Raw genomic sequence first — 24,306 nt, forward strand, 5'->3', positions numbered from 1 at the left:
GCCCGCCCGGCGCCCGCCCGCGCGCCGCGGCCGCCGCGTCCAGCGCCCGGCCCAGCACCGCCACGAGGTCGCCCCGCGGGACGGTGGCCGCCCGCAGCCGCGGCGGGACCAGACCGGCCCGCACCGCCACGGCCCCGACGCCGGCGAGCCCCAGGCCGAGCAGCACCGGCCAGGTCGCCTGCCACAGCGTGACGGTGTCGAGGGCGGGGACGGACAGCACCGGCACCCACCGGCCGGCGAGGTACCAGGTCGCGACCGTCCCGCCGAGGCAGAGCACGACCCAGGACGCCAGGCCGACGTCGGCGCCCACCGGGCCCGGTCGGACGTGCCGGCGCAGGATCGTCGCGGTCCGGACCAGGATCAGCGTGGAGACCGTCGCGACGAACGGCAGCGCCACCGTGATGACGGCCAGCTCCGGGCCGTCGGCGAGGGCGCGCTTGGCGGCGTACTTCGCGACCGCGCCGCTGCCGAACGGCGCGCCGACCACCGCGAGGGCGAGCACGGCGGCGCCGGCGAGGACCAGCCCGCGCAGCCGCCCGCCCCCGTGCCGCTGCCAGATCTGCACGGACAGCACGAGGCCGCCCTTCGCCATCCCGTGGTGCACCGCGTACACGACGGCGGACAGCGCGCAGGCCCGGGCCAGCTCCGGGATCGCGAGCGCCACCCCGACCAGCACCGTGATGAAGCCCATCTGGCCGACGGTGCTGTAGCCCAGCGACACCTCGGCGTCGTCGTTCAGCACCCCCGGCACGACCGCCAGCAACCCGCCCGCCAGGCCGACGACCACCAGCGCGGTGCCCCAGCCGGGCAGGGCCACCTCGCCGAGCGGGAGCATCCGCAGCAGGCCGACCAGCCCGACCTTGACGACGGTGCCGCTCAGCACGGCGCCGACCGGGATCGCCACGGTCGACTCCAGGAGCGGCAGCCAGCCGTGCAGCGGGAACGTGGCGGCGCGGATGCCGAACGCGACCAGGGTGAGCGCCACGACGGGCACCAGGACGGGCGAGGTCGCGACCACCGCGGGCACGTCGGCGAGCCGCCCGCCGCCCGCCCCGACGACGAGCGCCGCGGCGGCGACGAGCGCGGCGTCCGAGGCGACGGCCAGCGCCAGGTGCACGCGGGCCGCCGACCGCGCCGGCCCGCCCGCCGGCAGCCGGGCCATCAGCGCGACCGCGATCGTCGTGACCAGGCACCCGGCGACGAGCGTGACCACGTCCGCGGCCAGCAGCGCCAGGGCGTTGCCGGCGCAGCAGAGCAGCAGCAGCGCCGTCAGCCGGACGGCGCCGGGCGTGCCGGCCCGCGCGGTGACGACCAGGGCCGCGGCGTACAGCACCGTCGCGACCAGCACCAGGGGGCGCGACACCGCGTCGACCAGCACCAGCCCGCCCGCGCCGGAGCCGGTGCCGGCCCCCTCGCCCGTGCCCAGCACGGCCAGCACCGCGAGCGGGAGCAGCGCGAACGGCGCGGCGGCGGCCACGGTGCGGCGGCGGTACCCGCCCCGCGCCAGCAGCACGGCGCAGAGCGCGGCGGGCAGCGCGAGAGCGCCCAGCCACAGCAGGTCGGTCGTCACGGCCGCAGCCTGGCAGGGGCGGTCGCAACCGCGGTCGCGGGCGCCGGGCTGGGTAGGTGGCGGCGCACGGGTCAGGCGTAGGGGTCGACGATCCGGCCGATGTCGGCGCGGTCCTTCGCGCCGGTCTTCCGCCGGATGTTGTACAGGTGGCTCTCGACGGTCCGCCGGCTGAGGAACAGCCGCCGGGCGATCGCCGACGTCGACTCGCCGCGCGCGATCAGCGCCGCGATCTCCCGCTCCCGCTCGGTCAGCTCGGCGCTGCCCGCCTGCTCGTCGAGCGGGACGGAGGGCGTCGACCCGAGCACCTGCGCGTCCGCGCGGGCGCGCGCCGCGCCGTCGTCGTCGCCGGCGACCTGCAGGAGGCCCGCCGCGATCAGGTAGCAGCGGACCGCCTGCTCCCGCATGTCCAGGGCGACGAACCGCCGGGCGACGCCCATGAGCGCGTCGGGGTCGCGCCCGTCCCGCAGCGCGTGCTGGGCGTCGAGGTAGGTCAGGTACGCCTCGCCGCCGATCCGCTCCGCGGTGCCGCGGAAGGCGGTGGCGAGCGCCGGGTCGAAGGACAGCAGCAGCCGGTAGATCCGGGTCGCGTCCGCCGCGAGCTGGTGCCCGAGCCCGCGCTCCCGGTCGGTGAGGACGTCGAGCAGCCGCGTGCCCTCCTCGGGCTCGCCGCCGGCGAACAGGCTCATCGCCGCGACCCAGAGCGAGTCGCCGAACGGCAGGGCGTCGGCGGGGGCGTCGTGCTCCTCGGCCAGCGCGCGCAGCCCCTGGACCAGGCCGGTCTGCTGGCTGTGCAGCGACAGCGTGGCGAGCAGCACCCGGGCGGCCAGGTCGGGCGCGAGGACGAGCGCGCGGGCGCGCAGGCCCGAGGCGAGAACCGGCAGCAGCTCGCGGCGCGCGGCGTCGAGGCGCATCCGGCTGCCCAGGCACAGCGCCGCCACGTACAGGCCGCCCACCCAGGTCGACGGGGAGCCCTCGTCGACGGCCGCGCCCGCGAGCGCGCGGGCCCGCTCGACGCCCTCGGCCAGCCGCCCGCTGCCGTACCGGGTGAGCACGGAGAGCACGTCGGCGCTGTCCCGGAGCAGCGCGGGCCAGCCGCCGCGCTCGCCGGTGAGCAGCGCGGCCGCGTCGTCGTGCCGGCCCGCGATCACGTGGCACGCGGCCAGCGCCACCCGCGCCGCGGCCGCCGCCGGGTCGCCGCCGTCCACCCGCGGGCCGAGCGTGGCGGCGTAGCCGTCGGGCACGCGGCCGTACTCGGCGCGCAGCGCCACCGCGAGCGAGTCCAGGGCCTCCCGGTGCGCCGGCGTCGCCCCGGGCGGGAGACCGTCGACCAGGCCGTCCGCGACCGCGGCGGGGTCCGCGCCCTGCACGATCGCCCAGCGGCCCTCGAGGTACCGCAGCTGCACCGGCGCGAACCCGTCGAGGTCGGTGGTCCGGTCCGTGCGAGCGAGGACGTCGTCCACGCGGCCCGGCTCGTCCTCGACCGACAGCAGCAGCCGGAGCAGCTCGGCGGCGTGCTCGGTGCGGGGGTCGTCCTGCCACCGCCGCGCGGCCTCCGGGAGCTGGATGCGCACCCGGGTGGCGAGGAGCCGGGCGACGGCGGCGCCCGCAGCCCCGGGATCCTCGGCCCAGCCGGCGGGCAGGGGTCCCGCGACGCCGTCGCCGGCGGCGGTGAGCAGCCCGCGCAGCCGCGTGCGCAGGCCGCCGTCCTCGCGGTCGGGGTCGGCGTCCAGCGCGTCGACCGCCGCCGCGACCAGGCGGTACCGCGTGGTCGCGCCGGTGGCCCGGGCGAGGTGGTCGGCGAGCCCGGGCGGCGCGACGGCGATCGTCGGCTCCCCGCCCGAGCGACCCGCGCGGAGCATGCCGCGCCGCTCCAGCGCGGACAGCCGGTCCCCGCCGAGCAGGGCGAGCGCGGCGCGCAGGGGCAGCGGCCCGACGACGCCGAGCAGCTCGACCGCGTCGCGGTCCTCGGGCGGCAGCCCGGACACGGCCGCCGCGTGCATCCCGGACACCCGCGCGGAGCGCAGCAGCTCGTCCGGCACGGGGCCGGGCTCCCAGCCGCGGCGCCGTGCCTCGTCGAACACCGCGAGCGCCAGCGAGGGCTGGCCGCCCGTCTCGGCGTGGATCCGCACCGAGAGCTGGGGCGGCACGGGACCCTGCGCCCGCTCCTCGAGCACCGCGTGCAGGCCCTCGGCGGACATGCCGCCGATCGCGACCTCCACCACCGGCCGGACGTTCTCCACGAACCACGGCACGAACGGCACGCCGGGCACGACGGTCGCCACCACCGGGGTGCCGAGCCGGCGGTGCACCGCGCCGAGCAGCCCCCAGGACTCCCGGTCGAGCAGGTGGCCGTCGTCGACCGCGATCACCGCGTCGTCGTCGCCGAGGTGCTCGAGCAGCGCCTGGTGCAGCCCGGCGAAGCCGCCCGGCTCCGCGCCGCGGCCCGGGAGCACGCCGGGCAGCGCCAGCCGTACGGCGGCCAGCGGCGGCGCGCCGCCGACCCCGTCGATGCGCAGCACGTCCCGGCCCGACCGGTCCAGCTGCGTGGCGACGCGGCGCAGCGCGTGCGAGCGCCCGGAGCCGGCCGGGCCGGTGAGCAGCACGCTGGTCCCGCGCCCCGCGAGGGCGGCCACGCCGTCGGCGATCTGATCGGTCATCGGTCCCACCTGGTCCTTCGTCCGCGGACGTCGTCGAGCGCGCAAGCAACCGGGTCTCCCAGTGGACCGCTGTTCGGGCGGAATGACCAGACCTGGTCGCGTCGTCGTGTGGTCGACCGGCCGGCGGGGCGCGTCGTCCGCCCGACGCCGTGCCCGAGATCCCCCCGGAACACCGGCCGGTCGACCGGGGACGACCCTGCCGTCCCGCGGGGCCGCCTCGGTGGGGGTCTGCGTGCGCCCGCCCGGCGACGTCGGTGCTCCGGGGGTGCCGGCTCCGCGCACCGAGGCGCTCGCCGCCCGACCCCCAGAGTCCGGGCGGCGGGCACCGAGACCGCGGCCCGGCACCACCGGTGACCCCCTGAGCCGGCCCACGCGGCAGGGAGGCTCGAGTCCGCTCGCGCTCCCGGTGGACCGCGGGCGACCGGCCCCGCGGCGGACCCGCCCGGAGCCGGACCGGACCGCCGTGAGGAGAACCGATGCCCGCTCGACCCGCGCCCGACGCGCCCCGCCGGGACCGCGCCGCCCTGCGCGCCGGCACCGCGCGCCGACCCGGTCTGCGCGCCCTCGCCGCACGGCGCTGGTCGCGCACGGTCGCGGCCCTGACCGCCACCTCCGCGCTGATGGCCGGCGGCGTGACCGCCGCCGCCGCGGACCCCGCGCCCGCGGAGTCGACCTGGACGCACGAGCTCCTGGTCGACTCGCTCGCCACGACGGTGGACGCGGACCCGGGCGACGGCGTCTGCGCCACCGCGGCAGGCGAGTGCACGCTGCGCGCGGCGATCATGGAGTCGAACGCGCTGAACGCGGGCCCCGGCGAGGTGCGCATCGGCGTGCACCCGGACTTCGCGGGCGGGCGCATCGCGCTGGTCGCCACCCAGTCGACCTGGATGCGCACCACCGCCCTGAGCGCCGGCGGCGGCACCATCACCGGCGACGGCGGCGCGGTGTTCGACGTCCTCGCGCCGGTGACGATCGACCTCGAGAACAAGATCACCGCCGCGCCGAACAACAACGCGGACACGCCGGCGGCCGCGGTGTTCCACCTCAACGGGCCCGACATCACCCTGCGGGGCGTCGACCAGTCCTTCAGCGCCGAGACCACGTTCTACGTCGGGCCGAACGCGTCGAACATCCACATCACCGGCGGCACGATCGCGACCGCGAACTACTACCCCGAGCGGTTCGTCCTGGTGCGCGGCGGCGCCACCGACGTCCGGATCAGCAACTACACCGTGTCCGGCTACGCGTCGAACGACGACGCGTGGGGCTGGGGCTACGTCGACGGCGCGACCGCGACCAACCCGGTCCGCGGGCTGGTCGTCGACGGCGTCACCTACACGGCGAACGCCACCGGCGCGTGCGGCGCCAGCAGCGCCGCGGGCTGCTCCTCGTCGCCCATGTCGCTGCGCGGCCAGACCGTCACCGACTTCACGTTCACGAACAACACCGTCGTGAACTTCAACCGCGCGGTGAGCGCGAGCACCCGGATCATGGACCTGCGCTCGGCGACGGTCGACCGGTTCGTGTTCGCGAACAACACGATCACCACCCCGCAGCTGCGCGCGGGCCTGCCGCTCATCGAGTTCGGCGGCACCGCGGCGACCCGGGCGACGGTGCACGACTTCGAGATCGTCGACAACGTCTTCGCCGGCGTCACCGCCGCCACCGAGGCCGAGAGCGGCGCGATCCGGCTGCCGTTCGGCGGCTCGGTCCGCGACCGCGGCCTGATCGCCCGGAACAGCTTCCACGCGGCCACCGGCCCCACCCAGGCGATCTACTGGCAGGGCCCGGGCTCCAACGCGCTCAGCGTCGCGCCGTCGAACGTCGTGATCGAGGACAACGCCTTCGACGGCTGGGGCTCGGCGGCCTCCCGGTCGACGATCCGGCTCCGGTACGCCGGCGCGGTCACCATCCAGCGGAACACCTTCGGCACCGGCAGCGGCTCGCAGGTCAACACCGTGGCCGAGGAGGCCGGGGCCGTGGACGCCATCGTGCAGACGCTGGTGAACAACCGGAACCTGGGCTCGAACGGCAAGCTCAACACCTGGTACCCGACGGCACGCGCCGCGGACAACACCCAGGCGACCCTCGTGGGCGCCGAGCGCTGCACCATCGACCTGGAGGTCGCGCCGCCGTCCGGCGCCCCGGCGCTGGCCACGGCCCGCAACCCGGAGACGCCCACCACGCTGGACCTGTACTGGACGTCGGGCACCGCCGCCGAGGTGTACCTCGAGTCGGTCACCGTCACCGAGCAGGCGCCGCAGACCTTCACCGTGACGCTCCCGCTCGAGGGCGACGACCGGCTGGCGCACCTGCCGGCCGGCGCGACGATCCCGGTGAACCCGACGACGGGGGAGGTCGCGGGCGGCCTGCGCCTGCAGACCCAGGACCCCAACGCCGGCAGCACCACGGCCTCGTCGCAGTTCTCCCGCGTCGCGCTCCTGAGCGGCACCTGCCGGCCGGAGCTGACCATCGACCAGGCCGAGGGCCAGGCCGACCCCGCGCTGACCCGCGACCTGCACTGGACGGTCACGTCCTCGCTGCCCCTGACCGGCCTGGACGCCGCGGACGTGGACCTGGAGGCCGAGGCGACGGACCAGACGATCGACGCCGAGCGCCTGAACCCGCGGATCGTGTCCGTGACCGCGCTCGACGAGGAGAACACGGTGTTCACCGTCGTCGCCCGCGTCGACGACTCGGCGCTGCTGCGGGCCGGGATCGCGGCCGGCGCCGTCACCGCGGAGTCGGGCTGGGAGAACGACGCGCCCGCCGCGAGCACGGACGCCGAGATCACGTACGTGAACCCGCTGGTCCTGGACCCGGAGCAGGTGACGCTGCTCGCCGGCGACGAGGTGGGGGAGAGCTACGCGGTCTCGACGCGGGTCGGCGCCCCCGTCCCCGCCGACGACCTGGCGTTCCGCACCGTGCCGGACGCCGTGGCCACCGAGTACGACGTCCGGCTGGCGAACGCCGCGCCGACGATCCCGATGGGCGGCAGCTCCACGGGCGCGCTGACGGTGACCGCGGGCGAGAGCGACGTCGAGGCCGGCACCTCGGCCATGGTCGGGCACGAGGTGACCTCGACGGACGTGAACTACGACGGCCTGGTCGTGCAGTCGCTCGACGTGCGGCTGTACTCCACCAGCCCCGCGCTGCAGCTGACCAAGCAGGCGTACGTGCACGTGGGCGACACGTCCACGCCCGAGAGCATCCAGGCCACCGGCACCGAGGTGCTCGCCGGGTCCCGGCTCGGGGACGGGCAGGCGGTGTGCTTCGTCTGGACGGTCGCCAACAACTCCCGGGACACGTGGGCCACCGAGCTCACCGACGTGGTGGTGCGCGACTCCGACACCCGGCTGGGCGACGACGGGCTGATCGCCGAGATCCCGGCGCTCGCGGTCGGGGAGAGCCGGCAGTACGCGTCCTGCGCGCCGCTGGTCCCGGTCGACTCCCGCCGGGGCTGACCGGACCGCCCCGGACCCGCCCCGCACCGCCCCACCGAGACCCGGTCCCCGGACCGCGGAGCCCGCCCCGCCGCCTACCGAGGCGGCGGGGCGGACCCACTGAGCACCCCCCTGCGCGGCCCCGGCCGCGCCCGAACCTGGACAGGCCGGCGGGACCGCCGGCACGACACGAGGAGGACGACGTGACCACTCGACGCGAGGCCCGGTCGGCCCGCCCCGGCGCGCTGGGGGCGCTCCGCGGGCTGCGGCCGTCCCGCTGGGTCCGGCGCGCGACCGCCGGGGCGGTGACCGCGGCGCTGGTGGTCACGACCTTCGGCGTGGCGCAGAGCGCGACGCCGGGCGTCGAGCTGCTCGTGAACTCCGTGGGGACCGAGGAGGACGCGAACCCCGGCGACGGCGTGTGCGCGACCGAGGAGGGCACCTGCACGCTGCGGGCCGCGATCCAGGAGTCGAACGCGCTGAACCTCGCCGCGGGGATCGTCCGCATCGGGCTGGAGCCCGGCTTCGCGGGTGGTCGCATCGACCTCACCGCGGACACCTCCACCTGGATGAGCACGGTGCGCCCGTCCGCGGGCGGCGGCTCCATCACCGACGACCTCGGCGCGGTCTTCCACGTCACGGCACCCGTCGAGATCGACCTCGAGAACAAGCTCTTCCCGAACTCGGTCACCACGCTCGCCGGCCCGAACGCCGCGATCTTCCACGTGAACGGCCCGGACATCACGCTGCGCGGCGTCGACCAGGCGTGGGGCGGCGAGACGACCTTCTACGTGGGCGAGCGCGCCCGGGACGTGACGATCACCGGCGGCGAGGTCCGCACCCAGAACAACCGGCCGCGCCGGTTCCTGGTGGTGCGCGGCGGGGCGACCGACGTCACGGTCAGCGACTACACGGTCTCGGGGTTCGCCGCCCGCGCCGCGGACCGCGGCTGGGGCTTCCTCGACGGGGCCCCCAACGCCGCGAACGCCGTGCGGAACTTGACGATCAGCGGCGTCACCTACGAGTCGCAGACCTCCGGCGCGTGCAGCACGAGCACGGCTGCCGGCTGCACCTCCGGCGTGGTGTACGCCCGGAACCAGCACGTGCAGGGCCTGCGGGTGGTCGACAGCGCGATGCCGAACTACGGCCGCGCCGCGAACAACAGCATCCGGATGATCGACCTGCGCGGCGCGACGGTCAGCGACTTCGTCTTCGCGCGCAACACGATCACCGACCCGCGCATCTACGTGAACCACCCGCTGATCGAGATGGGCGACGCCACGGCGCGCGGCGCCGACATGACGAACTTCGAGATCACGGACAACGTCGTCACCGGCATGACCGCCGCCAGCGAGGCGACCGGCGCGATGATCCGGCTGCCGCAGAACAACCGGATCGCCGGCCGCGGCCTGATCGCCCGGAACCAGTTCCACGCCGCCACCGGCTCGACCCAGGCGATCTACTGGCAGGGCGCGCACACCAACACCCTGAACGTCCAGGCGTCCGGCGTCGTCATCGAGGACAACGACTTCGACGGCTGGGGCTCCACCTCGGCCCGGTCCACGATCCGGATGCGGATGACCGGCGCGGTCACCATCCAGCGCAACACGTTCGGCGCGCGCACCGGCGCCCAGACGAACACCGTCAGCGAGGAGGCCGGAGCGGTCGACTCGACGGTGCTGACGATGGTCAACAACCGCAACCGCGGCGCCAACGGGAAGATGAACACCTGGTTCCCGACCGCGCGCGGCGCGAACAACCAGCAGGCCGCACCCGTGACGGCCGAGAGCTGCACCGTCGGCCTCGAGGTCGCCCCGCCCACCGAGACCGGGGGCAACACCGTCAGCGGCGCGCGCAACCCCGCGGTCCCCGCGCGGCTGGACGTGTACTGGACGGCGCGCAACCAGGCCGAGGTCCTGGTCGACTCGGTCACCGTCACCCAGAACGCGCGGCAGACGATCGACGTCACGCTGCCCGTGGCCGGCGACCCGCGCCTGGCGCACCTGCCCGAGGGCGCCGCGCTGCCGGTGGACCCGGAGACGGGCGCGGTCACGGGCGGGCTGCGGGTGCAGACCCACGACCCGAACGCGGGCGCCACCGCGGTGTCGTCGCAGCTCTCCCGGGTCGCGACCATCGCGGGCACCTGCCGGCCCGAGCTGTCGATCAACCAGGCCGAGTACCAGAACGACCCCACGCTCGCCCGGGACAAGCACTGGACCATCCGGTCCAGCCTGCCCCTGGTCCCGGAGACGGTGACGCCCGAGGCGATCACGCTCACCGCCGAGCCCACCGAGGACACCCTGGACCCCGCGCGGATCAACCCGCGGGTGGTCTCGGTGGAGCCCGTCGAGGGCAGCGGCGGCACCGAGTTCACCGTCGTCGCCAAGGCCGACGACTCGGCCGTGCTGCACGCGGCGATCGAGCCCGGGCGGGTGGAGTCCGAGTCGGGCTGGGTGAACGACACCCCGGCGGACAGCACGGACCCGACCATCCGGTTCGTCAACCCGCTGGTGGTCGACCCGGACACGCTCGCCGTCGTGGCGGGCAAGGAGGCCGGCAAGGACTACCGGATCACGACCCGGCCGGGCGCGCCGCTGCCGACCTCCGAGGTGCGGTTCACGGCCGCACCCGACGCGTCGGCGGCGGGCCACGGGCTGGTGCTGGGCACCCCGGAGCCGACGATGCCGGCGAACGCGACCACGACCGGGCCGCTGAACGTCACCCTCCCCGAGGGCGACGTGCCGGCCGGCACCCGGGGCCGGGTCCACCACACGGCCGCCTCCGAGGACGTCCGCTACGACGGCCTCCTCGTGCCCGACCTCGACCTCCGGCTGTTCGCCACGGACCCCGCCGTCGAGATCACCAAGCAGGCCTACTACGGCGTGGGGGACAGCTCGTCGCCCGCCGCGATCGTCGCCACCGGCACCGAGGCCCCGCTGGGCACGCGGCTGCTGGACGGCCAGCCCGTCTGCTGGGTCTACACCGTGACGAACGTGTCCGAGGACGACTGGGAGACGGTCCTGCGCGACGTCGAGGTGACCGACACGGACACCCGGCTCGGCCAGGGCGGCCTCATCGGGGTCATCCCGACGCTCGGCACGGGCGAGACGCAGCAGCTCGCCGCCTGCGCCGTCCTGATCCCCGGCGACACCCGGACCGCCGGGTGAGCCGCGCGGCCCACCGAGGCGCCGGGCCGGGGTGCTGAGAGGTGCCGGTGCACGCGCGCAGACCGCACGCAGGAGCCACCGAGGGGCCCCCTGAACGGCCCCCGGGCGGCCGAAGGATGGATACATCACCTCGACCGGGCAGGACCGGCACCACGGGAAGGAGGAGGACATGAGCGCACGGACCACGACCACCGCGCCGCGGACCACGCGGCTCGGGGCACCGGCGGTCGCCGCCCTCGCGGTCGCGCTGCTCCTCCTGGGCGGCACGTTCGCCCTGTGGGCCGCGAGCGCCCGGTACACCGGCGGCACCATCACGTCGGGCGACCTGGCCCTCGAGGTCGGCGAGCCGACCTGGGAGCAGGTCACCCCGGGCGTCGTGCAGCGGGAGCAGGGCGTCTTCGACGGCACCGTCCCCGCGGAGTTCTTCACGATGCCCGGCGACGTGGTCGAGATCGCGCAGCCGGTCACGACGACGCTCGTCGGCGACAACCTGGCCGGCGGGTTCGGGCTCCGGCCCGCCGCGCAGTCCCGGCTCGCCGACGACATCGCGTCCGGCCGGATCGCGGTGACCTTCTCGGTGCGCAATGACGCCGGGATGACCGTCGCCCCCGAGGGCGACGGCGCCCAGCTCGGCGAGACCGTGGTCGTCCCCGGCCTGGCCGGCGGCAACGACGAGGAGCCGCAGGACTGGGTCGTGGTGATCCGCGTCGAGGTCCTCGGCGACTACGTCTGGACCGACGGCCACCCGGTGGACGCCGCGGGCGCCTGGAGCAGCGGCGGCCTCGTGATCTCGCTGGACCAGGTCCGCGAGGGCGACGAGTTCCGGGGAGGTGCCGAGTGAAGCGCCCTCAGGTGTCCCGCCCGGCGGTGGTCGTGCTCGGGCTCGGGCTGTGGGCCGGCGCGCTGAGCGCGCATGCGCTGTGGTCCGAGAGCCGCGACGGCGTGCAGCCGAGCATGCGGACCGGCGCGGTGACCTTCGCCGGCCAGGTGCCGGGCCAGGACGGCTCGCGCGTCGTGTCCGACGGCGGCGCCCCGGTGACCGTGCGGCTCCCGGGCTCGGAGATCGTCCGGGTCATGGACCCGGAGGGCACCGAGCAGCCCGGCCCCGTGTTCTGGCGGTTCCAGGCCGCCGGCGCCGCCCTCGGCATCACCGGCCTGGTGTTCGACGTCACCGCGGGCTCCACGGTCGCCGCGGACGGCACCGTCACCGACATCGCGGACGGCGTCGCGCCGGACAGCACGGTGCTCGGCGGCTCGGTCGTCAAGCTCTACCCCGCCGGCACCGGCGGCGACTGCTCGGCCGTGCCGGCGACGCCGCCCGGCGAGGAGCACAAGAACGTGCTGGTGATCGGCGGGGAGCAGGACGTGCTCCAGGCCGCCGGCACCAACCGGACGGGCGACGAGGTCGTCCGCGAGTGGTGCGTGGCCATGGACTGGCTCGACGAGCCGGACGGCTTCTACGCCAACCGGGTCCAGGTCGGCGCCCTCGGCGAGGACGGCACGCTGCGCACCGCGGTCGACGAGTGGGAGGCGCGCGTCGGGGTCCCGCGCTCGCTCCCGTCGACCGGCACCTACGGCAACCGGGCGTGGGCCGAGGCCCTCGGCCTGGACGGCACCGAGGTGCAGCACGAGGACAGCTGGCACGCCCAGCTGTTCCCGGACCCCTCGGCGGAGCCCGACGTGGTGATCACGCTCGACCCCGCCGTCACCAATCTCAACCCCGACGTGGGGACCGGCGACCAGCCGGTGTTCCCCGCCCGCTAGACCCCGTTCAGCCCCAACCGGGGCGTTGAACGGTCCACCAGAAGGCCCGGCTCGGGCCGAACGAGAGGAACAGCACCCACCATGAGCACCACCACCAACGCCCCGGTCGTCGTCGTCACCGAGGAGAAGAAGCGCCGCAAGGGCATGCTGTGGGTCGCCGGCGGCACCGCGCTGCTGCTCGGCGGTTCGACCTTCGCCCTGTGGTCGGCGAACGCCGACTTCGGCGGCGGCTCGGTCACGGCCGGTGACCTGAACCTGGTCGCGCTCGAGGACACCACGTTCTGGGACGTCTCCGCGGACCGCGCCGACGCCACCGAGACGGTGACCGGCACGGACGGCTCGCAGCTCGGCCACGTGATCGACGACGCCGACACCTGGCGGATCGTGCCCGGCGACAAGGTCGCCGCGGCGTTCTCCGCCGAGGCCACCCTCGAGGGCGACAACCTGGTCGGCCAGCTGACGCTGGACGGCTTCGGCGAGAACTCGCTGGTCAACGAGCGCATGGACTGGACCTACGAGGTCTACCTCGGCGGCGAGCTGCTCGCCGCGGAGGCCGAGCTCCCGACGGACGGCGAGACCGCCCTGATGTACCTGGCCGCGCCGCGCGCCGGCCAGGACGCGGGTCTGCCGGACGCCGACGGCAACCTGGTCCTCCAGATGGAGGAGACCACGCAGGAGATCTCCGTGGTCGTCTACGGCACGTTCGACGCCGAGACCCCGGACCGCGAGGAGGTCACGGTGACCGACTCGCTCGCCGACCTGACCCTGTCGCTCAACCAGGTCCGCGACACCGGCGCGCAGTTCATCCCGGGCACCCCGGAGGACTGAGCCCCAGCACCGACCGCGCCGCGGCCCCTCGGGGTCGCGGCGCGGCCGGTCCCGGCGCGTGGAGCGCCAGGCGGACCCGCGCACCCGCGCCGCCCGCCGCACGACCCCGACCGCAGCACGAGCCAGGAGGAGCCGCCAGATGGGCACGCGCGTCAGCAGGAAGAACCGCCCGGTGCGGGTCTCCGGAGCCTGGTACGACTCGCCGTGGCGCATCGCCGGCCACGCGGTCGGCACGGCCCTGGCGCTCGTGCTGATCGGCCTCGTCCTCTCGCTGGCCGTCGTGCCCCGGCTGTCCGGCGGCGCCTCGCTCACCGTGCTCACCGGCTCCATGGAGCCCACCTTCGCGCCCGGCGACGTCATCGTCGTCAGGGGCGTCGACGCCGCCGACGTCTGCGCCGAGGTCGGCGTCGGCGAGATCGTCACGTTCTTCCCCGAGCCGAACGACCCGGCGCTCATCAGCCACCGGGTGATCGGCAAGACCATCGGCACCTTCGACGACGGCACCTCCTGCCGGCTCGTCACGCAGGGCGACGCGAACTCCGCGGTCGACGAGCCGGTGTCGCCGGAGCAGGTCCGCGGCGTGTTCCAGTACGGCGTCCCGAAGCTCGGCTGGGTGCGGCAGTGGGTCGGGGACAACATCCAGGCCGTGGTCGTCGTCGCCGCGCTGGCGCTGGTCGCCCTCGGCATCGCGTCCGGCACGCGCAAGCCCCGCACCCGGATCTACGCTGCGCCGGGCGGCACCGACGGGCCGGCGGGCCCCGGCGGCGTCCCCGTCGACGTCGCGCCCGCCCCCGCCGCGCCCGCGCCCGCCGTGCCGGCCCTCGACGCCGAGGACCTCGCCCACGAGCGCGCGCTGCGCGAGCGGGACCTCGACCTGCGCGAGCGCGAGCTGGAGCTGCGGGAGCGCGAGCTGGAGCTCGCGCGGCTGCAGGCCGGCCCCGCCTGGTCCGACCGCGACCTGCACCACGACCTGCACCACGACCTGCACCGCGCCCTCGACCTCGGCCCGGACGTCGACGTCCGGGCCGAGCACGACCCCCAGCCCCCGACGGCGCCGGTCCCCGTGCCCGCGTCCCTCCCCGCAGCGCAGCCGCTCGACCGAATCGAGGCGTGATGTCCTCCCGTACCGTGCTCCTCCCGGCCGGCCCCGGGGCGCAGCCCCAGGTGGTCCGCGTCGACGGGGGCGGCCTGTCCCGGCGCGGGCGCACGCTCGCCTGGGCGCTCGCGCTCGTGCTGCTGCTGACGGGCGCCGGCGCGCTCACCGCCGCCGGCCTCACCCCGATCACCGGCGAGCGCCGGGGAGCGACCACCGGGTCGTCCGACGGCGTCGGCTCCTCCGGCGCGTCCGCGGACGCGGGCGACGGCGCGGCCGGCGACGGTGCCGCGGGCGGGACCCGAGGCGGCGCGTCCGCGACGGACGGCACCGTGGTGCCGGGCGCGATCGCGGCCGAGTGGGACGGCCCGACCGTGCACCTCGACTGGACGGGCGAGCGGTACACCACCGTCGAGGCGGACTTCGTCGGCGACCGGGTCGCCTCGCCCGGCGACCGCGTCGAGCGCACCCTCACGCTGCGCAACGACGGCCCGGAGGACGCGGTGCTGTCCGTCGACCTCCTGCTGGACCAGCAGGTCCCCGCCGGCTCCCCGAACCCCGGGCTCGGCGAGGCGATCGACCTGCACTGGGACGTCGCGGGCGTCGAGGGCACCGAGCGGTTCGCGGCCCTGCACGCCGAGCGGCAGCCGACGATCGCGGAGGCGCGGGTGCCGCAGGGCGGCACCGTCCCGGTCACGGTCGGGTTCACCATGCCCGCCGACGAGACCGGCCAGCGCGGCGGCGCCGACTCGACCGTGCTGCACTTCCGGGTGCTGGCGCAGCTCCAGGGCGAGACCGGCGTCGACCCGGGCCCCGAGCCGGTCGACCCGGAGGAGCCCGCGGAGCCCGGCCCCGACGGCGGCCTGGCCGTCACCGGGTCCCAGCTGCTCGGCGCCGTCCTGCTGCTGCTCGGCCTGCTGCTCGCCGGCTGGCTGCTGCGGGCGCTGAACCGGCGGCGCACCGTGTGCGACGTCTGCGGCGGGCGCGTCGACCGGGCGGACCGCTGGACGGTGCACCACGCCGAGGACGGGTCGCGCCTGGTGGAGTGCGGGGACTGCTGGGCCCGCCCGCGGCTCGGCGCGCAGGACCGGGCGCAGGATCGGGAGCCGGGCCGGGAGCCGGTCGAGCCTGCGCGCTGACCGGCCGCGCCGCCCGTCCCGCCCTGGACGTCCCCGCGCAGGTGGGAGCACGCTGGGCCCACCGCCCGCACGGGCCGGTGACCCGACGGCGGCCGGGAGGGCGCGGGGCATGAGCGAGGGGATCCGGGCGGACGCGCCCGCCGGGCGGCGCGCGTCGTGGCTGCCGCTCGTCTGCCTGTTCCTGGCGCAGGTGCTGATGGCCTTCAACCTGGCCGCGCTGCCGGTGTCGATCGGCGGCATGGTCGCCGACTTCGGGGTCCCCCCGACGGCCGTGAGCGGCGCGATCGTGACCTACGGCCTGTCGGTCGCCGCGCTGGTGATGACCGGGGCGAAGGTGGGGCAGCGCCTCGGCTGGGTCCGCGCCTTCCGGGTGGTCGTCGGGACGTTCGCCGTGTCGAGCCTGCTCATGCTGCTCGCGCCGGCAGTCGGGTGGGTCATCGCGGCGCAGGCGCTCGCGGGCGCGTCCGCCGCGGTGATCGTGCCCTCGCTGGTCGCGCTCATCGCCCAGAGCTACGTCGGCGACCAGCGGGCCACCGCCGTCGGGTCCCTCGGGTCGGCGCGCGCGCTCGCCGGGGTCGCCGCGTTCCTGCTCGGCGGGGTGCTCGGCACGCTCGTCGGCTGGCGCCCCGTGTTCGGCGTGGCCCTGGCGCTCGCCGTGGCCGTGCTGGTGCTGAGCACCCGGCTGCCCCCGGTGCCCGGGGACCCGGGGGTCCGGGTCGACGCGGTCGGCGCGGTGCTGGTCGGCGCCGGGGTGGTCCTGGTGTCCGTCGGCTTCCAGAACCTCGACGCGTGGGGACTGCTGCTCGCCGCGCCGGGCGCGCCGTTCGACGTCGCAGGGGTCTCGCCGGCCCCGGTCCTGGTGGTCCTCGGCGTCGTCCTCGGGCAGGCGTTCGTGCGGTGGACCCGCCGCCGGGTCGCGGCCGGGCGCACCCCGCTCGTCGACCTGTCGGTGCTGGGGTCGCCGCAGGAGCGCGCGGCGGTCTACGCGATGTTCACCGTGGTCGCGCTCGAGGCGGCGCTGAACTTCACCGTGCCGCTCTACATCCAGATCGTGCAGGGGCGCACGCCGCTCGACACCGCCCTGGCGATGATGCCGTTCAACCTCACGGTGCTCGTCGTCGCCACGCTCGTCGTCCGGCTGTACGGCCGGTTCCCGCCGCGCACCATCGCGCTCGCGGGCTTCGGGCTCACCACCGCGGCGCTGACGTGGCTGTCGCTGGTCGTGACGAACAACTGGGAGACGCTGCCCACCGTCCTCGGGCTGGTCGTGTTCGGGGTGGGCCAGGGTGCGCTGGTGACGATCGTGTTCAACGTGCTGGTCACGGCCGCCCCGCGGCAGCAGGCCGGGGACGTCGGCGCCATCCGCGGGACCACGCAGAACCTCGCGTCGGCCGTCGGCACCGCCCTGGTCGGCGCGCTGCTCGTCACGATCCTCGGGCTCGGGGTCGGGCGCGCCGTGCTCGCGCACCCGGAGCTGCCGCCGTCGCTGGTGGCGCAGGTCGACCTCGACTCCGTCGACTTCGTCAGCAACGACGACCTCCGCGCGGCGCTGGAGTCCAGGACCGACGCCGACCCGGCGCAGGTCGACGCGGCGGTGGCGGTCAACGAGCAGGTCCGGCTGGACACGCTGCGGGTGGGTCTGCTGGTGCTCGCCGGCCTGAGCGCCGTGGCCGCGCTGCCGGCGAGCCGGCTCCCGCGGTACCGCGCAGGCGAGGACGCGGGCCGGGCGGGCTGACCCGTACGTCCATTCGGGCGAAAAACCCACAAAACGGACAGTTGTGCCCGGGTGCTGGGCTATCAACAGACTCTCGGGTCGCGACGCCGGGCGCCGTCGGCCGCCCGGGACGGCCCCCGACCCGGAGGTGGCGATGTCCGTCCCCACGACCGTCCGCGGCGCGGTCCCCGGCGCGCCGGCAGCCGGCGCGGGCAGTCGCCGGCTGCCGGGCCTCGACGGCCTGCGCGGCGTCGCGGCGCTGCTCGTCCTCGTGCACCACTCGCTGCTGCTCACGCCCGCGCTGATGACGGTGCACGACGACCCCGCCGCCCCGCGGAGCGCGCTCGTCCAGGCCGTGTCGGCGACGCCGCTGCACCTGCTGTGGGAGGGCGAGGTCGCGGTGCAGGTGTTCTTCGTCCTCAGCGGGTTCGTGCTCACCGTCGCCGCGACCCGCCCCGGTCACCGGTGGGGGCCGTACTACCCGCAGCGGCTGCTCCGGCTGTACCTGCCGGTGTGGGCCGCCGTCGTGCTGGCGCTGGCCCTGCGGTTCGCGGTGCCCGTCGGCGACACCGCCGGCCTCAGCCCGTGGCTCACGTTCCACGGGGACGTCGGCCGGGCGGGGGTCCTCGGCGACCTGCTGCTGCTCGTCGGTCCGGCGGGCTCGACGATGACCGCGCTGTGGTCGCTGCGCTGGGAGGTGCTGTTCTCCCTGCTGCTGCCGCTGTTCGTGCTCGCGGCGACCCGGCTGCGGCACTGGGCGCCGCTGGTGGTGGGCGCGCTCGCGGCCGTGGCCTGGGTGGGCGCGGCGACCGGGCCGGTCGACCAGCCCTACGCGCTGGGCGCGCTCTACCAGCTGCCGCTGTTCGCGGTGGGCTGCGTGCTGGCGGCCGGGCGGGACCGGGTCGCCGCCGTCACCGCGCGCTGGGGCCGGGTCGCCTGGGCCGGTGTGCTGGTCGGGGCCGTGCTGCTCACCACGAGCTACTGGCTGCTGGACCTGGGCGGGGCGCGGGTGGACGTGCCGCACGGCGTGGTCGCGCTGACCCGCGTGCTGCAGGCGGCGGGCGCGGGGTTGCTCGTGGTCGCGGCGCTCGGGCCGCTCGCCCGGCCGCTGAGCCGGCCGGCGGTGCGCTGGCTCGGGACGCGGTCGTTCAGCCTCTACCTGGTCCACGAGCCGGTCGTCGTCGCGGTCGGCTACCTGACGGGCTGGACGTCGCCCGCGGTGCTGCTGCTGACCGTGCCGGCGTCTCTGCTGCTGGCGGAGGGCTTCTTCCGCGCGGTCGAGCGACCGTCCCACCGCCTGGCTCGCGCGGTCGGCGGACGCGTGACCCGCCGCGCGGCCCCGGCGCCCTGACGACCCCGGCCCGGCCGCCCCACCCGCCCCGCCCGCCCCGCCCCGCCGCTCCCGCTCACCGAGGTCGGTGGTTCGCGCCGAGATCGGTGGGTACAACCACCGATCTCGCGCCGAACCACCGACCTCGGCGCCGCGGCCGGGCCTCAGCCCCGGCGGTCGAGCGCCGTGCCCGGCGCGCGGGCGGCGGGCGCCGGGTCCCCGGGCAGCGGGACGACCGTGCCGACCGGGAGCCAGTCCGCCGCGGGCAGGTACCCGTCGACAGGCGCGTCGGCCCGGTCGGGCCGCCGGCGCAGGGCGCGCACGAGGTCGATCCCCGCGACGACGCCGGTGCGGCCCTGGTCGAGGGCCCGGCCAGCGGCGGCGAGCACCGGCAGCGCGGCGGCCGCCAGCGCGGCGACCAGGCCCGCGAGCAGGGCGGCGAGCCCCGGCGCCCACAGCGTCAGGAGCGCGCCGGCGCCGACCGCCGCCGCGAGCCGGCTGCGTCCCGCGGGGCCGAGCGGGACCACCCACCGGTGCGGCTGGGCGACGGGCCGCCACGCCCGCACGCGTGCCCCGGCCCGTCGCCGGACGGCGAGCCCCACCAGCACGCCGAGCACCGCGAGCCCGAGCCCGAGGCCGCGCGCGCCGGCGGTCATCGGCGTCGACGTGATCTGGAGCTCCGCGCCCTCCCGCACGGCGGACGTCCGGTACGGGGCTACCGCCAGGGTCACGACGCACAGCGCGAGCACGGTCACGGCGACCACCCGCGCCGCCGCGATCCACGACCGGGCCTCGACCCGGGGTCGCGCGACGATCCCGGGGATCCGCCCGCTCGGGGTGACCGTCTCCCCGGGCTGCACGACCAGCTGGCGGGCGACCATCCGGGCGCGCCAGTGGCCGCCCCAGATCGCGATGCCGAGCAGCATCACCGGGGCCCACCCGCGGAGCAGGCCGAGCAGCGGGGTGCTGCCGCCGAGCACCGGCGTCGAGGCGATCGCACCGACCACCGCGAACGCGACCACCCACCGCCGCACGACGAACCACGTCCCCTCGATGTCGTCCCGCGCCCAGTCCCGGTACCGGGGGTCGAGCCGGAGCTCCAGCGCGACGTACCCGAGGTACGCGAGCAGCGGCGGGTGCTCTCGCCACCGGGTCCGCCAGCCCGCGACCAGCAGGCCCAGCCCCGAGCGCAGGTCGAGGCGCCGCGCGCCCGGGGGCGCCAGGTCGGCCAGCACCGCGGTGATCTCGTCCGCCCGCGCCGCCCGCCACCGCCGCGGGTACGCTCGCAGCCACCGCGCGACCGACCGCGCGAAGGCCGCGTCCACGCCCGGGCCCATCAGGCGATCCCCGGCCGGGGGACGCCGCCGAGCAGCCGGTCGGCGCGCCGGGCGAGCGCCGACAGCCGGGCGGTCTCGGCAGTGAGCGCGTCGTGGCCCTCGGGCGTGAGCCGGTAGTACCGGCGCAGGCGCCCGTCGACGACCACCTCGCCCGACCCCTCGGCGTAGCCGGCGGCCACGAGCCGGTCCAGGATCCCGTAGAGCGTGCCCGCGCCCAGCCGGACCGTGCCGCCGGACAGCGCGCCCACCTCCTGGACGACGCCGTAGCCGTGCCGGGGCTCGTCCGCGAGGGCGAGCAGCACCAGGTAGGCCTGCTCGGTGAGTCGCATCGCCATGGGCGATATATATCGCGTCGCGATGCATCAGGACAAGGGGCACCCGGGCGGAGCAGCGCACAGCAAGTCCCCATCTCCCGGACGCCCGGCGTTCATCTCCGGGCGCCACACTCGGTGCCATCGGTCGCGCGCGGGAGAGGTCGGGCGGATGCAGGCGGTTCGGGACGTGGGCACGCGGTACTCGTGGGTCCAGGTGGAGCACCCGGTGTACGTCGTCGACTTCCTGGCCTCGGCGGGCGCGCCCGCCGAGCGCTGGCGGCTCGTCGACGGCGGCGACGTGCTCGAGGTGCTCGAGTGGGTCGGCCGGCACCAGCGCGGGCGGGCCGTCGCGGTGAGCCTGGAGGTCGAGGACGCGGGCGGCTTCTCGCTCGTGCAGCTCACGCCGGCCGAGGGGCTGCGGCAGGTCGCCGGCTGGTGACGCCGGGCGCCGGGCCCGTCAGGCGCCCGCGAGCGCGCGCAGCAGCGCCGGGCCGAGCAGGAGTCCGAGCAGGAACGCCCACCCGCCGGTGAGCCGGCGCTCCGGTGCGGTGCGCCCGCGGCGGTCCCACACCGGCGTCGGCTCCAGCGCGAGGTAGGCGATCGCGACCGGCCACGCGTGCACGGCCAGCCAGAACCAGGCCCAGCGGGTCGCGAGCCGCGGCTCGGGCCCGGCGACCAGGGTGAGCGGCAGGGCGACGAGCGCACCGAGCGCGAGGTACAGCTGCCACGCGGGGCTCGACCGGCTCGGGAGCTCCTCGACCCGCGGCCTCAGCGCCAGGCGAGGAGCGCGGTGAGCGGCGTGCCCAGCAGCAGCCCGATCAGGAAGCCCCAGCCGCCCGTCAGCCGGCGCCCGGGCGCCCGCGCCGACGCGCGCCGCCACGCCGCCGTCGGCTCCAGCAGCAGGTAGACGACCGCCGCCGGCCAGACGTAGGCGACGAGCCAGAACCACGCCCACCGGGTCGCCAGCCGGGGCTCGGGACTCGCGATGATCGTGGCGGTGAGGGCGACGAGCACCGCGAGCGCGATCAGGGCGTCCGGGGCGTCGTACGAGCCGAGGCCCGACCGGTCGGCGCCGACCGGGCGCAGCAGCGCGTACGCGACCGAGGCCAGCACCGCGACGAGCAGGGCGAGCCGCACCACGAGGTGCGCGGTCGACGACGGCGGCACGGGGCGCGGCTCCGGAGCGGCCGGGAGCGGGGGCGGCGGGGCGCTGGGCTGGCTCATCACCGCCACGCTAGGCCAGCGACCCGCCTCGGCGGGCGGGTTCCGGGGGGTCAGACCAGGCCCACGCGCGCGAACCCCTCGACCAGCCCCTCGACCTGCGGCCCGGCCACGACCAGGTCGGCGACCGCGAGCACCCGCGGGTCGGCGCCCTCGATGGCCACGCCGGTCCCGGCGTGCTCCAGCATCTCCAGGTCGTTGAGCCCGTCGCCGAACGCGATCACGTCCTCGCGCGGGACGCCCAGGTGCGCCGTGACGGCCTCGATGCCGAGCGCCTTGTGCACGCCGCGCAGGTAGATCTCGCCGGCGGACTCGCCCATCGCGGCGATCGAGCTGGGCAGGATCCCGAGCTGGTCCCCGAGCTCCGCGCCGAGCTCCGGCCACGGGATCGCCGCGCCGAAGTAGGTGATCTTCGCGAACGAGCAGGACCCGAGGTCGTCGGGCGTCTCGAGCGCCTTCAGGATCTCCAGCGGGCTCGCCGCGCCGTCGGCGCCGCCGCGGCCGAAGTGGCCGTCCAGCAGCTCGCCCAGCCGCTCGTCGACGCCGGGGCGGCCGTAGAGCGCGTCGGGGGCCTCCAGCAGGTAGGCCGCGCAGTGCCGGTCGAGGACCTCGATCGCGTGCACCGCGAGGTCCGCGGGGAACCGCTGGTCGCGCAGCACCTCGCCGTCGACCTCGACGTACCCGCCGGCGGACGCCACGATCCCGTCGAAGCCCGCGGCGCGGATCTGGTCCGGCAGCATCGACTTCGGCCGCCCGGTGCACAGCAGCACGCGGTGCCCGTTGGCCCGGGCCGCCCGGACCACGCGCTCGTGGCCCGGGGGGACCTCGCCGTGGTGCGCGTAGGTCCCGTCGACGTCGAGGAACACGTACCGGGGGGCCGAGGGCGCGGGAGTCACGAGGCCCATCCTCTCGCACTCGCGCACGCCTACGCCCTTGAGGTTTCCACCTACACGGTGTAGGTTGGGCGCATGCCCCGCGCCGGACTGACCCCCGCCCTCGTCGTGGCCGACGCCGCGGCGCTGGCCGACGAGGCCGGCTTCGACGCGCTCACGCTGTCCGCCGTCGCGCGGCGGCTGGGCGTGCAGACCGCCAGCCTGTACGCGCACGTCCGGGACCGGGCCGCCCTGCTGGACGGAGTCACCGCGCTCGCGATGGGCGAGGTCGCCGCCCGGATCGCCACCGGGATCGCAGGGCGGTCGGGCCGGGATGCGCTGCGGGGGTACGCCGACGCGTTCCGCGACTACGCGCGCGAGCACCCCGGCCGGTGGGCGGCGATGCAGCGCCGCGCCGGCCCGGCCGCCGTCGCCGCGCCCTCGGCGGTGGACGTCGTCGCGCTCACCGACGCCCTGCTCCGCGGCTACGCCGTCCCGGCCGACCAGCGCGTGCACGTGATCCGGCTGCTCGGCAGCACCATCAACGGCTTCGTCCAGCTCGAGCGCATCGGCAGCTTCGACCACAGCGCGCCCGCCCCGGCGGACTCGTGGGGCCGGACGGTCGACGCGCTCGACGCCCTCCTGCGGGCCTGGCCCGCCCCCGACCTCGAGGACATCCCCGCATGATCGACGTCCCCCTGACCGACCTCGCCGCGCTCGTCCGCGGCGCCGACCGGACCGAGCCCACCGCGCGAGGGCTGCGGCCGCACCGGCTGCCCGCGTGGGTGGACCGGCAGCTCGGCGACCCGCAGCTCGCCGCGATGGAGGCGCAGCCCTCCGGCGTCCGGCTGGCCTTCACGACCACCGCGACGGCGGTCGAGGTCGTGCTGCACCCGACTCGGCTCACCTACCGGCAGGTGGATCGGCCCCGCGGAGCGGTCGACCTGGTGGTCGACGGGGTCGTGCACGCGAGCGAGCCGCTGACCGCGGGCGACGCCGTCGAGACCGACCTCGCGACCGGCGCGTCCGCGCTGCTGGCCGGCGCGCCGCAGACCGTCTCGTTCGCCGGGCTGCCCGCGGGGGAGAAGGCCGTCGAGGTCTGGCTCCCGCACAACGAGTCCGTCGAGGTCGTCGCCCTGCGCGCCGACGCGCCCGTGCGGCCCGCCGCCGACCGGTCCGTGTGGGTGCACCACGGGTCGTCGATCAGCCAGGGCTCCAACGCCGCGACGCCGTCCGGCACCTGGCCCGCCCTGGCGGCGCGCCTCGGGGGGGTCGACCTGCGCAACCTCGGCCTCGGCGGCAGCGCCCTCGTCGACCCGGCGACCGCACGCGTCATCCGGGACGCCCCGGCCGACCTGGTCAGCGTGGCGCTCGGCATCAACGTCGTGAACCTCGACGGGATGCGGCGGCGGACGTTCGAGGCGGCGGTGCACGGGTTCCTCGACACGATCCGCGACGGCCACCCGGACACGCCGCTCGTGCTGGTGACGCCGATCTTCTGCGGGATCCACGAGGACACCCCCGGGCCCGGGGCGTTCGACGTCGCGGAGCTCGCGGCGGGCCGGGTGCGGTTCGTGGCGACCGGCGGCGACGACCTGTCGAACGGGCGCCTGACGCTCCGGGTCGTGCGGGACGCGCTCGCGGCCGTGGTGGGGAGGCGGTCCGACGACCCGCACCTGCACCTGCTCGACGGGCTGTCGCTCTACGGGGCCGCGGACGCGGAGGAGCACCCGCTGCCCGACGGTCTGCACCCGGACCCCGCGACGCACCGGCTGATCGGCGAGCGGTTCGCGGCGCAGGTGTTCGCGGCCGGCAGGCCGTTCGCGCGGTCGGGGACGGTCCGAGGCTGACGCCGGC

Annotated in this window: 19 protein-coding genes; 12 read left to right on the forward strand and 7 right to left on the reverse strand. The window is 76.6% G+C overall.

All coding sequences use genetic code 11. The features are described 5' to 3' along the window. Together J5O08_RS07835 and J5O08_RS07840 are read right to left on the reverse strand one after the other, a co-directional pair. Nucleotides 1–1,570 (reverse strand): proton-conducting transporter membrane subunit (locus J5O08_RS07835; RefSeq protein ID WP_218706314.1); only part of this gene is annotated, 1,570 nt, incomplete at its 3' end. Between the two features lie 71 nt (nucleotides 1,571–1,641). Continuing rightward, on the reverse strand, nucleotides 1,642–4,227 hold the full coding sequence (locus J5O08_RS07840) for a LuxR C-terminal-related transcriptional regulator (RefSeq protein ID WP_218706316.1): 2,586 nt from the start codon (nucleotides 4,225–4,227) through the stop codon (nucleotides 1,642–1,644). 476 nt (nucleotides 4,228–4,703) lie between these two features. Between J5O08_RS07840 and J5O08_RS07845 the strand changes: the two genes are divergently transcribed. From J5O08_RS07845 to J5O08_RS07885, 9 genes are all read left to right on the forward strand, one after another. Further along, nucleotides 4,704–7,691: a hypothetical protein gene (locus J5O08_RS07845; protein WP_218706318.1), complete on the forward strand. Its 2,988-nt coding sequence runs from the start codon at nucleotides 4,704–4,706 to the stop codon at nucleotides 7,689–7,691. A 182-nt stretch (nucleotides 7,692–7,873) separates the two neighbouring features. Next, nucleotides 7,874–10,837, forward strand: coding sequence for a hypothetical protein (locus tag J5O08_RS07850; RefSeq protein WP_218706320.1), 2,964 nt, complete (start codon nucleotides 7,874–7,876; stop codon nucleotides 10,835–10,837). A gap of 169 nt (nucleotides 10,838–11,006) precedes the next feature. Further along, nucleotides 11,007–11,678 carry an alternate-type signal peptide domain-containing protein gene (locus J5O08_RS07855; RefSeq protein ID WP_218706322.1) on the forward strand — a complete coding sequence of 224 codons (672 nt, stop codon included), beginning with the start codon at nucleotides 11,007–11,009 and terminating at the stop codon, nucleotides 11,676–11,678. Continuing rightward, a complete protein-coding gene (locus J5O08_RS07860) occupies nucleotides 11,675–12,601 on the forward strand; it encodes a hypothetical protein (RefSeq protein ID WP_218706323.1) in 927 nt (308 codons plus the stop codon). The genes J5O08_RS07855 and J5O08_RS07860 overlap by 4 nt, the downstream gene beginning before the upstream one ends. An 81-nt stretch (nucleotides 12,602–12,682) precedes the next feature. Beyond that, nucleotides 12,683–13,429, forward strand: a complete 747-nt coding sequence (locus J5O08_RS07865; protein WP_218706324.1) for an alternate-type signal peptide domain-containing protein — start codon at nucleotides 12,683–12,685, stop codon at nucleotides 13,427–13,429. A gap of 139 nt (nucleotides 13,430–13,568) precedes the next feature. Continuing rightward, a complete protein-coding gene (locus J5O08_RS07870; protein ID WP_218706325.1) occupies nucleotides 13,569–14,543 on the forward strand; it encodes a signal peptidase I in 975 nt (324 codons plus the stop codon). Then, on the forward strand, nucleotides 14,543–15,661 hold the full coding sequence (locus J5O08_RS07875; protein ID WP_218706326.1) for a hypothetical protein: 1,119 nt from the start codon (nucleotides 14,543–14,545) through the stop codon (nucleotides 15,659–15,661). Before J5O08_RS07870 ends, J5O08_RS07875 begins: the two co-directional genes overlap by 1 nt. Before the next feature lie 109 nt (nucleotides 15,662–15,770). Beyond that, nucleotides 15,771–17,396 carry an MFS transporter gene (locus J5O08_RS07880; RefSeq protein WP_218706327.1) on the forward strand — a complete coding sequence of 542 codons (1,626 nt, stop codon included), beginning with the start codon at nucleotides 15,771–15,773 and terminating at the stop codon, nucleotides 17,394–17,396. Between the two features lie 133 nt (nucleotides 17,397–17,529). Next, the gene (locus J5O08_RS07885) at nucleotides 17,530–18,726 is read left to right on the forward strand and encodes an acyltransferase (protein WP_218706328.1); all 1,197 of its coding nucleotides are present in this window, start codon (nucleotides 17,530–17,532) and stop codon (nucleotides 18,724–18,726) included. 143 nt (nucleotides 18,727–18,869) lie between these two features. Here the strand turns inward: J5O08_RS07885 and J5O08_RS07890 are convergent, their stop codons facing one another. Continuing rightward, the gene (locus J5O08_RS07890) at nucleotides 18,870–20,042 is read right to left on the reverse strand and encodes a hypothetical protein (protein WP_218706329.1); all 1,173 of its coding nucleotides are present in this window, start codon (nucleotides 20,040–20,042) and stop codon (nucleotides 18,870–18,872) included. After that, nucleotides 20,042–20,377: a PadR family transcriptional regulator gene (locus J5O08_RS07895; protein ID WP_218706330.1), complete on the reverse strand. Its 336-nt coding sequence runs from the start codon at nucleotides 20,375–20,377 to the stop codon at nucleotides 20,042–20,044. Before J5O08_RS07895 ends, J5O08_RS07890 begins: the two co-directional genes overlap by 1 nt. A gap of 148 nt (nucleotides 20,378–20,525) precedes the next feature. Here J5O08_RS07895 and J5O08_RS07900 point away from each other — a divergent pair, with 148 nt between their 5' ends. Then, nucleotides 20,526–20,795 carry a hypothetical protein gene (locus J5O08_RS07900; protein WP_218706331.1) on the forward strand — a complete coding sequence of 90 codons (270 nt, stop codon included), beginning with the start codon at nucleotides 20,526–20,528 and terminating at the stop codon, nucleotides 20,793–20,795. Between the two features lie 18 nt (nucleotides 20,796–20,813). On the opposite strand, the gene J5O08_RS07905 is transcribed toward J5O08_RS07900, so the two are convergent. The 3 genes from J5O08_RS07905 to J5O08_RS07915 are packed head-to-tail and all read right to left on the reverse strand — an operon-like array spanning nucleotide 20,814 to nucleotide 22,473. After that, the gene (locus J5O08_RS07905; RefSeq protein WP_218706332.1) at nucleotides 20,814–21,236 is read right to left on the reverse strand and encodes a hypothetical protein; all 423 of its coding nucleotides are present in this window, start codon (nucleotides 21,234–21,236) and stop codon (nucleotides 20,814–20,816) included. Beyond that, complete coding sequence (locus J5O08_RS07910) at nucleotides 21,125–21,580, reverse strand: hypothetical protein (protein WP_218706333.1); 456 nt, start codon at nucleotides 21,578–21,580, stop codon at nucleotides 21,125–21,127. Before J5O08_RS07910 ends, J5O08_RS07905 begins: the two co-directional genes overlap by 112 nt. A 50-nt stretch (nucleotides 21,581–21,630) precedes the next feature. Further along, nucleotides 21,631–22,473 (reverse strand): HAD hydrolase family protein, encoded by an 843-nt coding sequence (locus J5O08_RS07915; RefSeq protein ID WP_308281469.1) that lies wholly within the window; start codon nucleotides 22,471–22,473, stop codon nucleotides 21,631–21,633. A gap of 72 nt (nucleotides 22,474–22,545) precedes the next feature. On the opposite strand from J5O08_RS07915, the gene J5O08_RS07920 reads away from it, so the two are divergent. Both J5O08_RS07920 and J5O08_RS07925 read left to right on the forward strand, forming a co-directional pair. After that, nucleotides 22,546–23,136 (forward strand): TetR/AcrR family transcriptional regulator, encoded by a 591-nt coding sequence (locus J5O08_RS07920; protein ID WP_218706336.1) that lies wholly within the window; start codon nucleotides 22,546–22,548, stop codon nucleotides 23,134–23,136. Then, nucleotides 23,133–24,299 (forward strand): GDSL-type esterase/lipase family protein, encoded by a 1,167-nt coding sequence (locus J5O08_RS07925; protein WP_218706338.1) that lies wholly within the window; start codon nucleotides 23,133–23,135, stop codon nucleotides 24,297–24,299. The genes J5O08_RS07920 and J5O08_RS07925 overlap by 4 nt, the downstream gene beginning before the upstream one ends. The last annotated feature ends 7 nt before the right edge of the window (nucleotides 24,300–24,306 follow it).

This window comes from Cellulomonas sp. PS-H5 (assembly GCF_019265565.1).
Classification (GTDB): domain Bacteria; phylum Actinomycetota; class Actinomycetes; order Actinomycetales; family Cellulomonadaceae; genus Cellulomonas.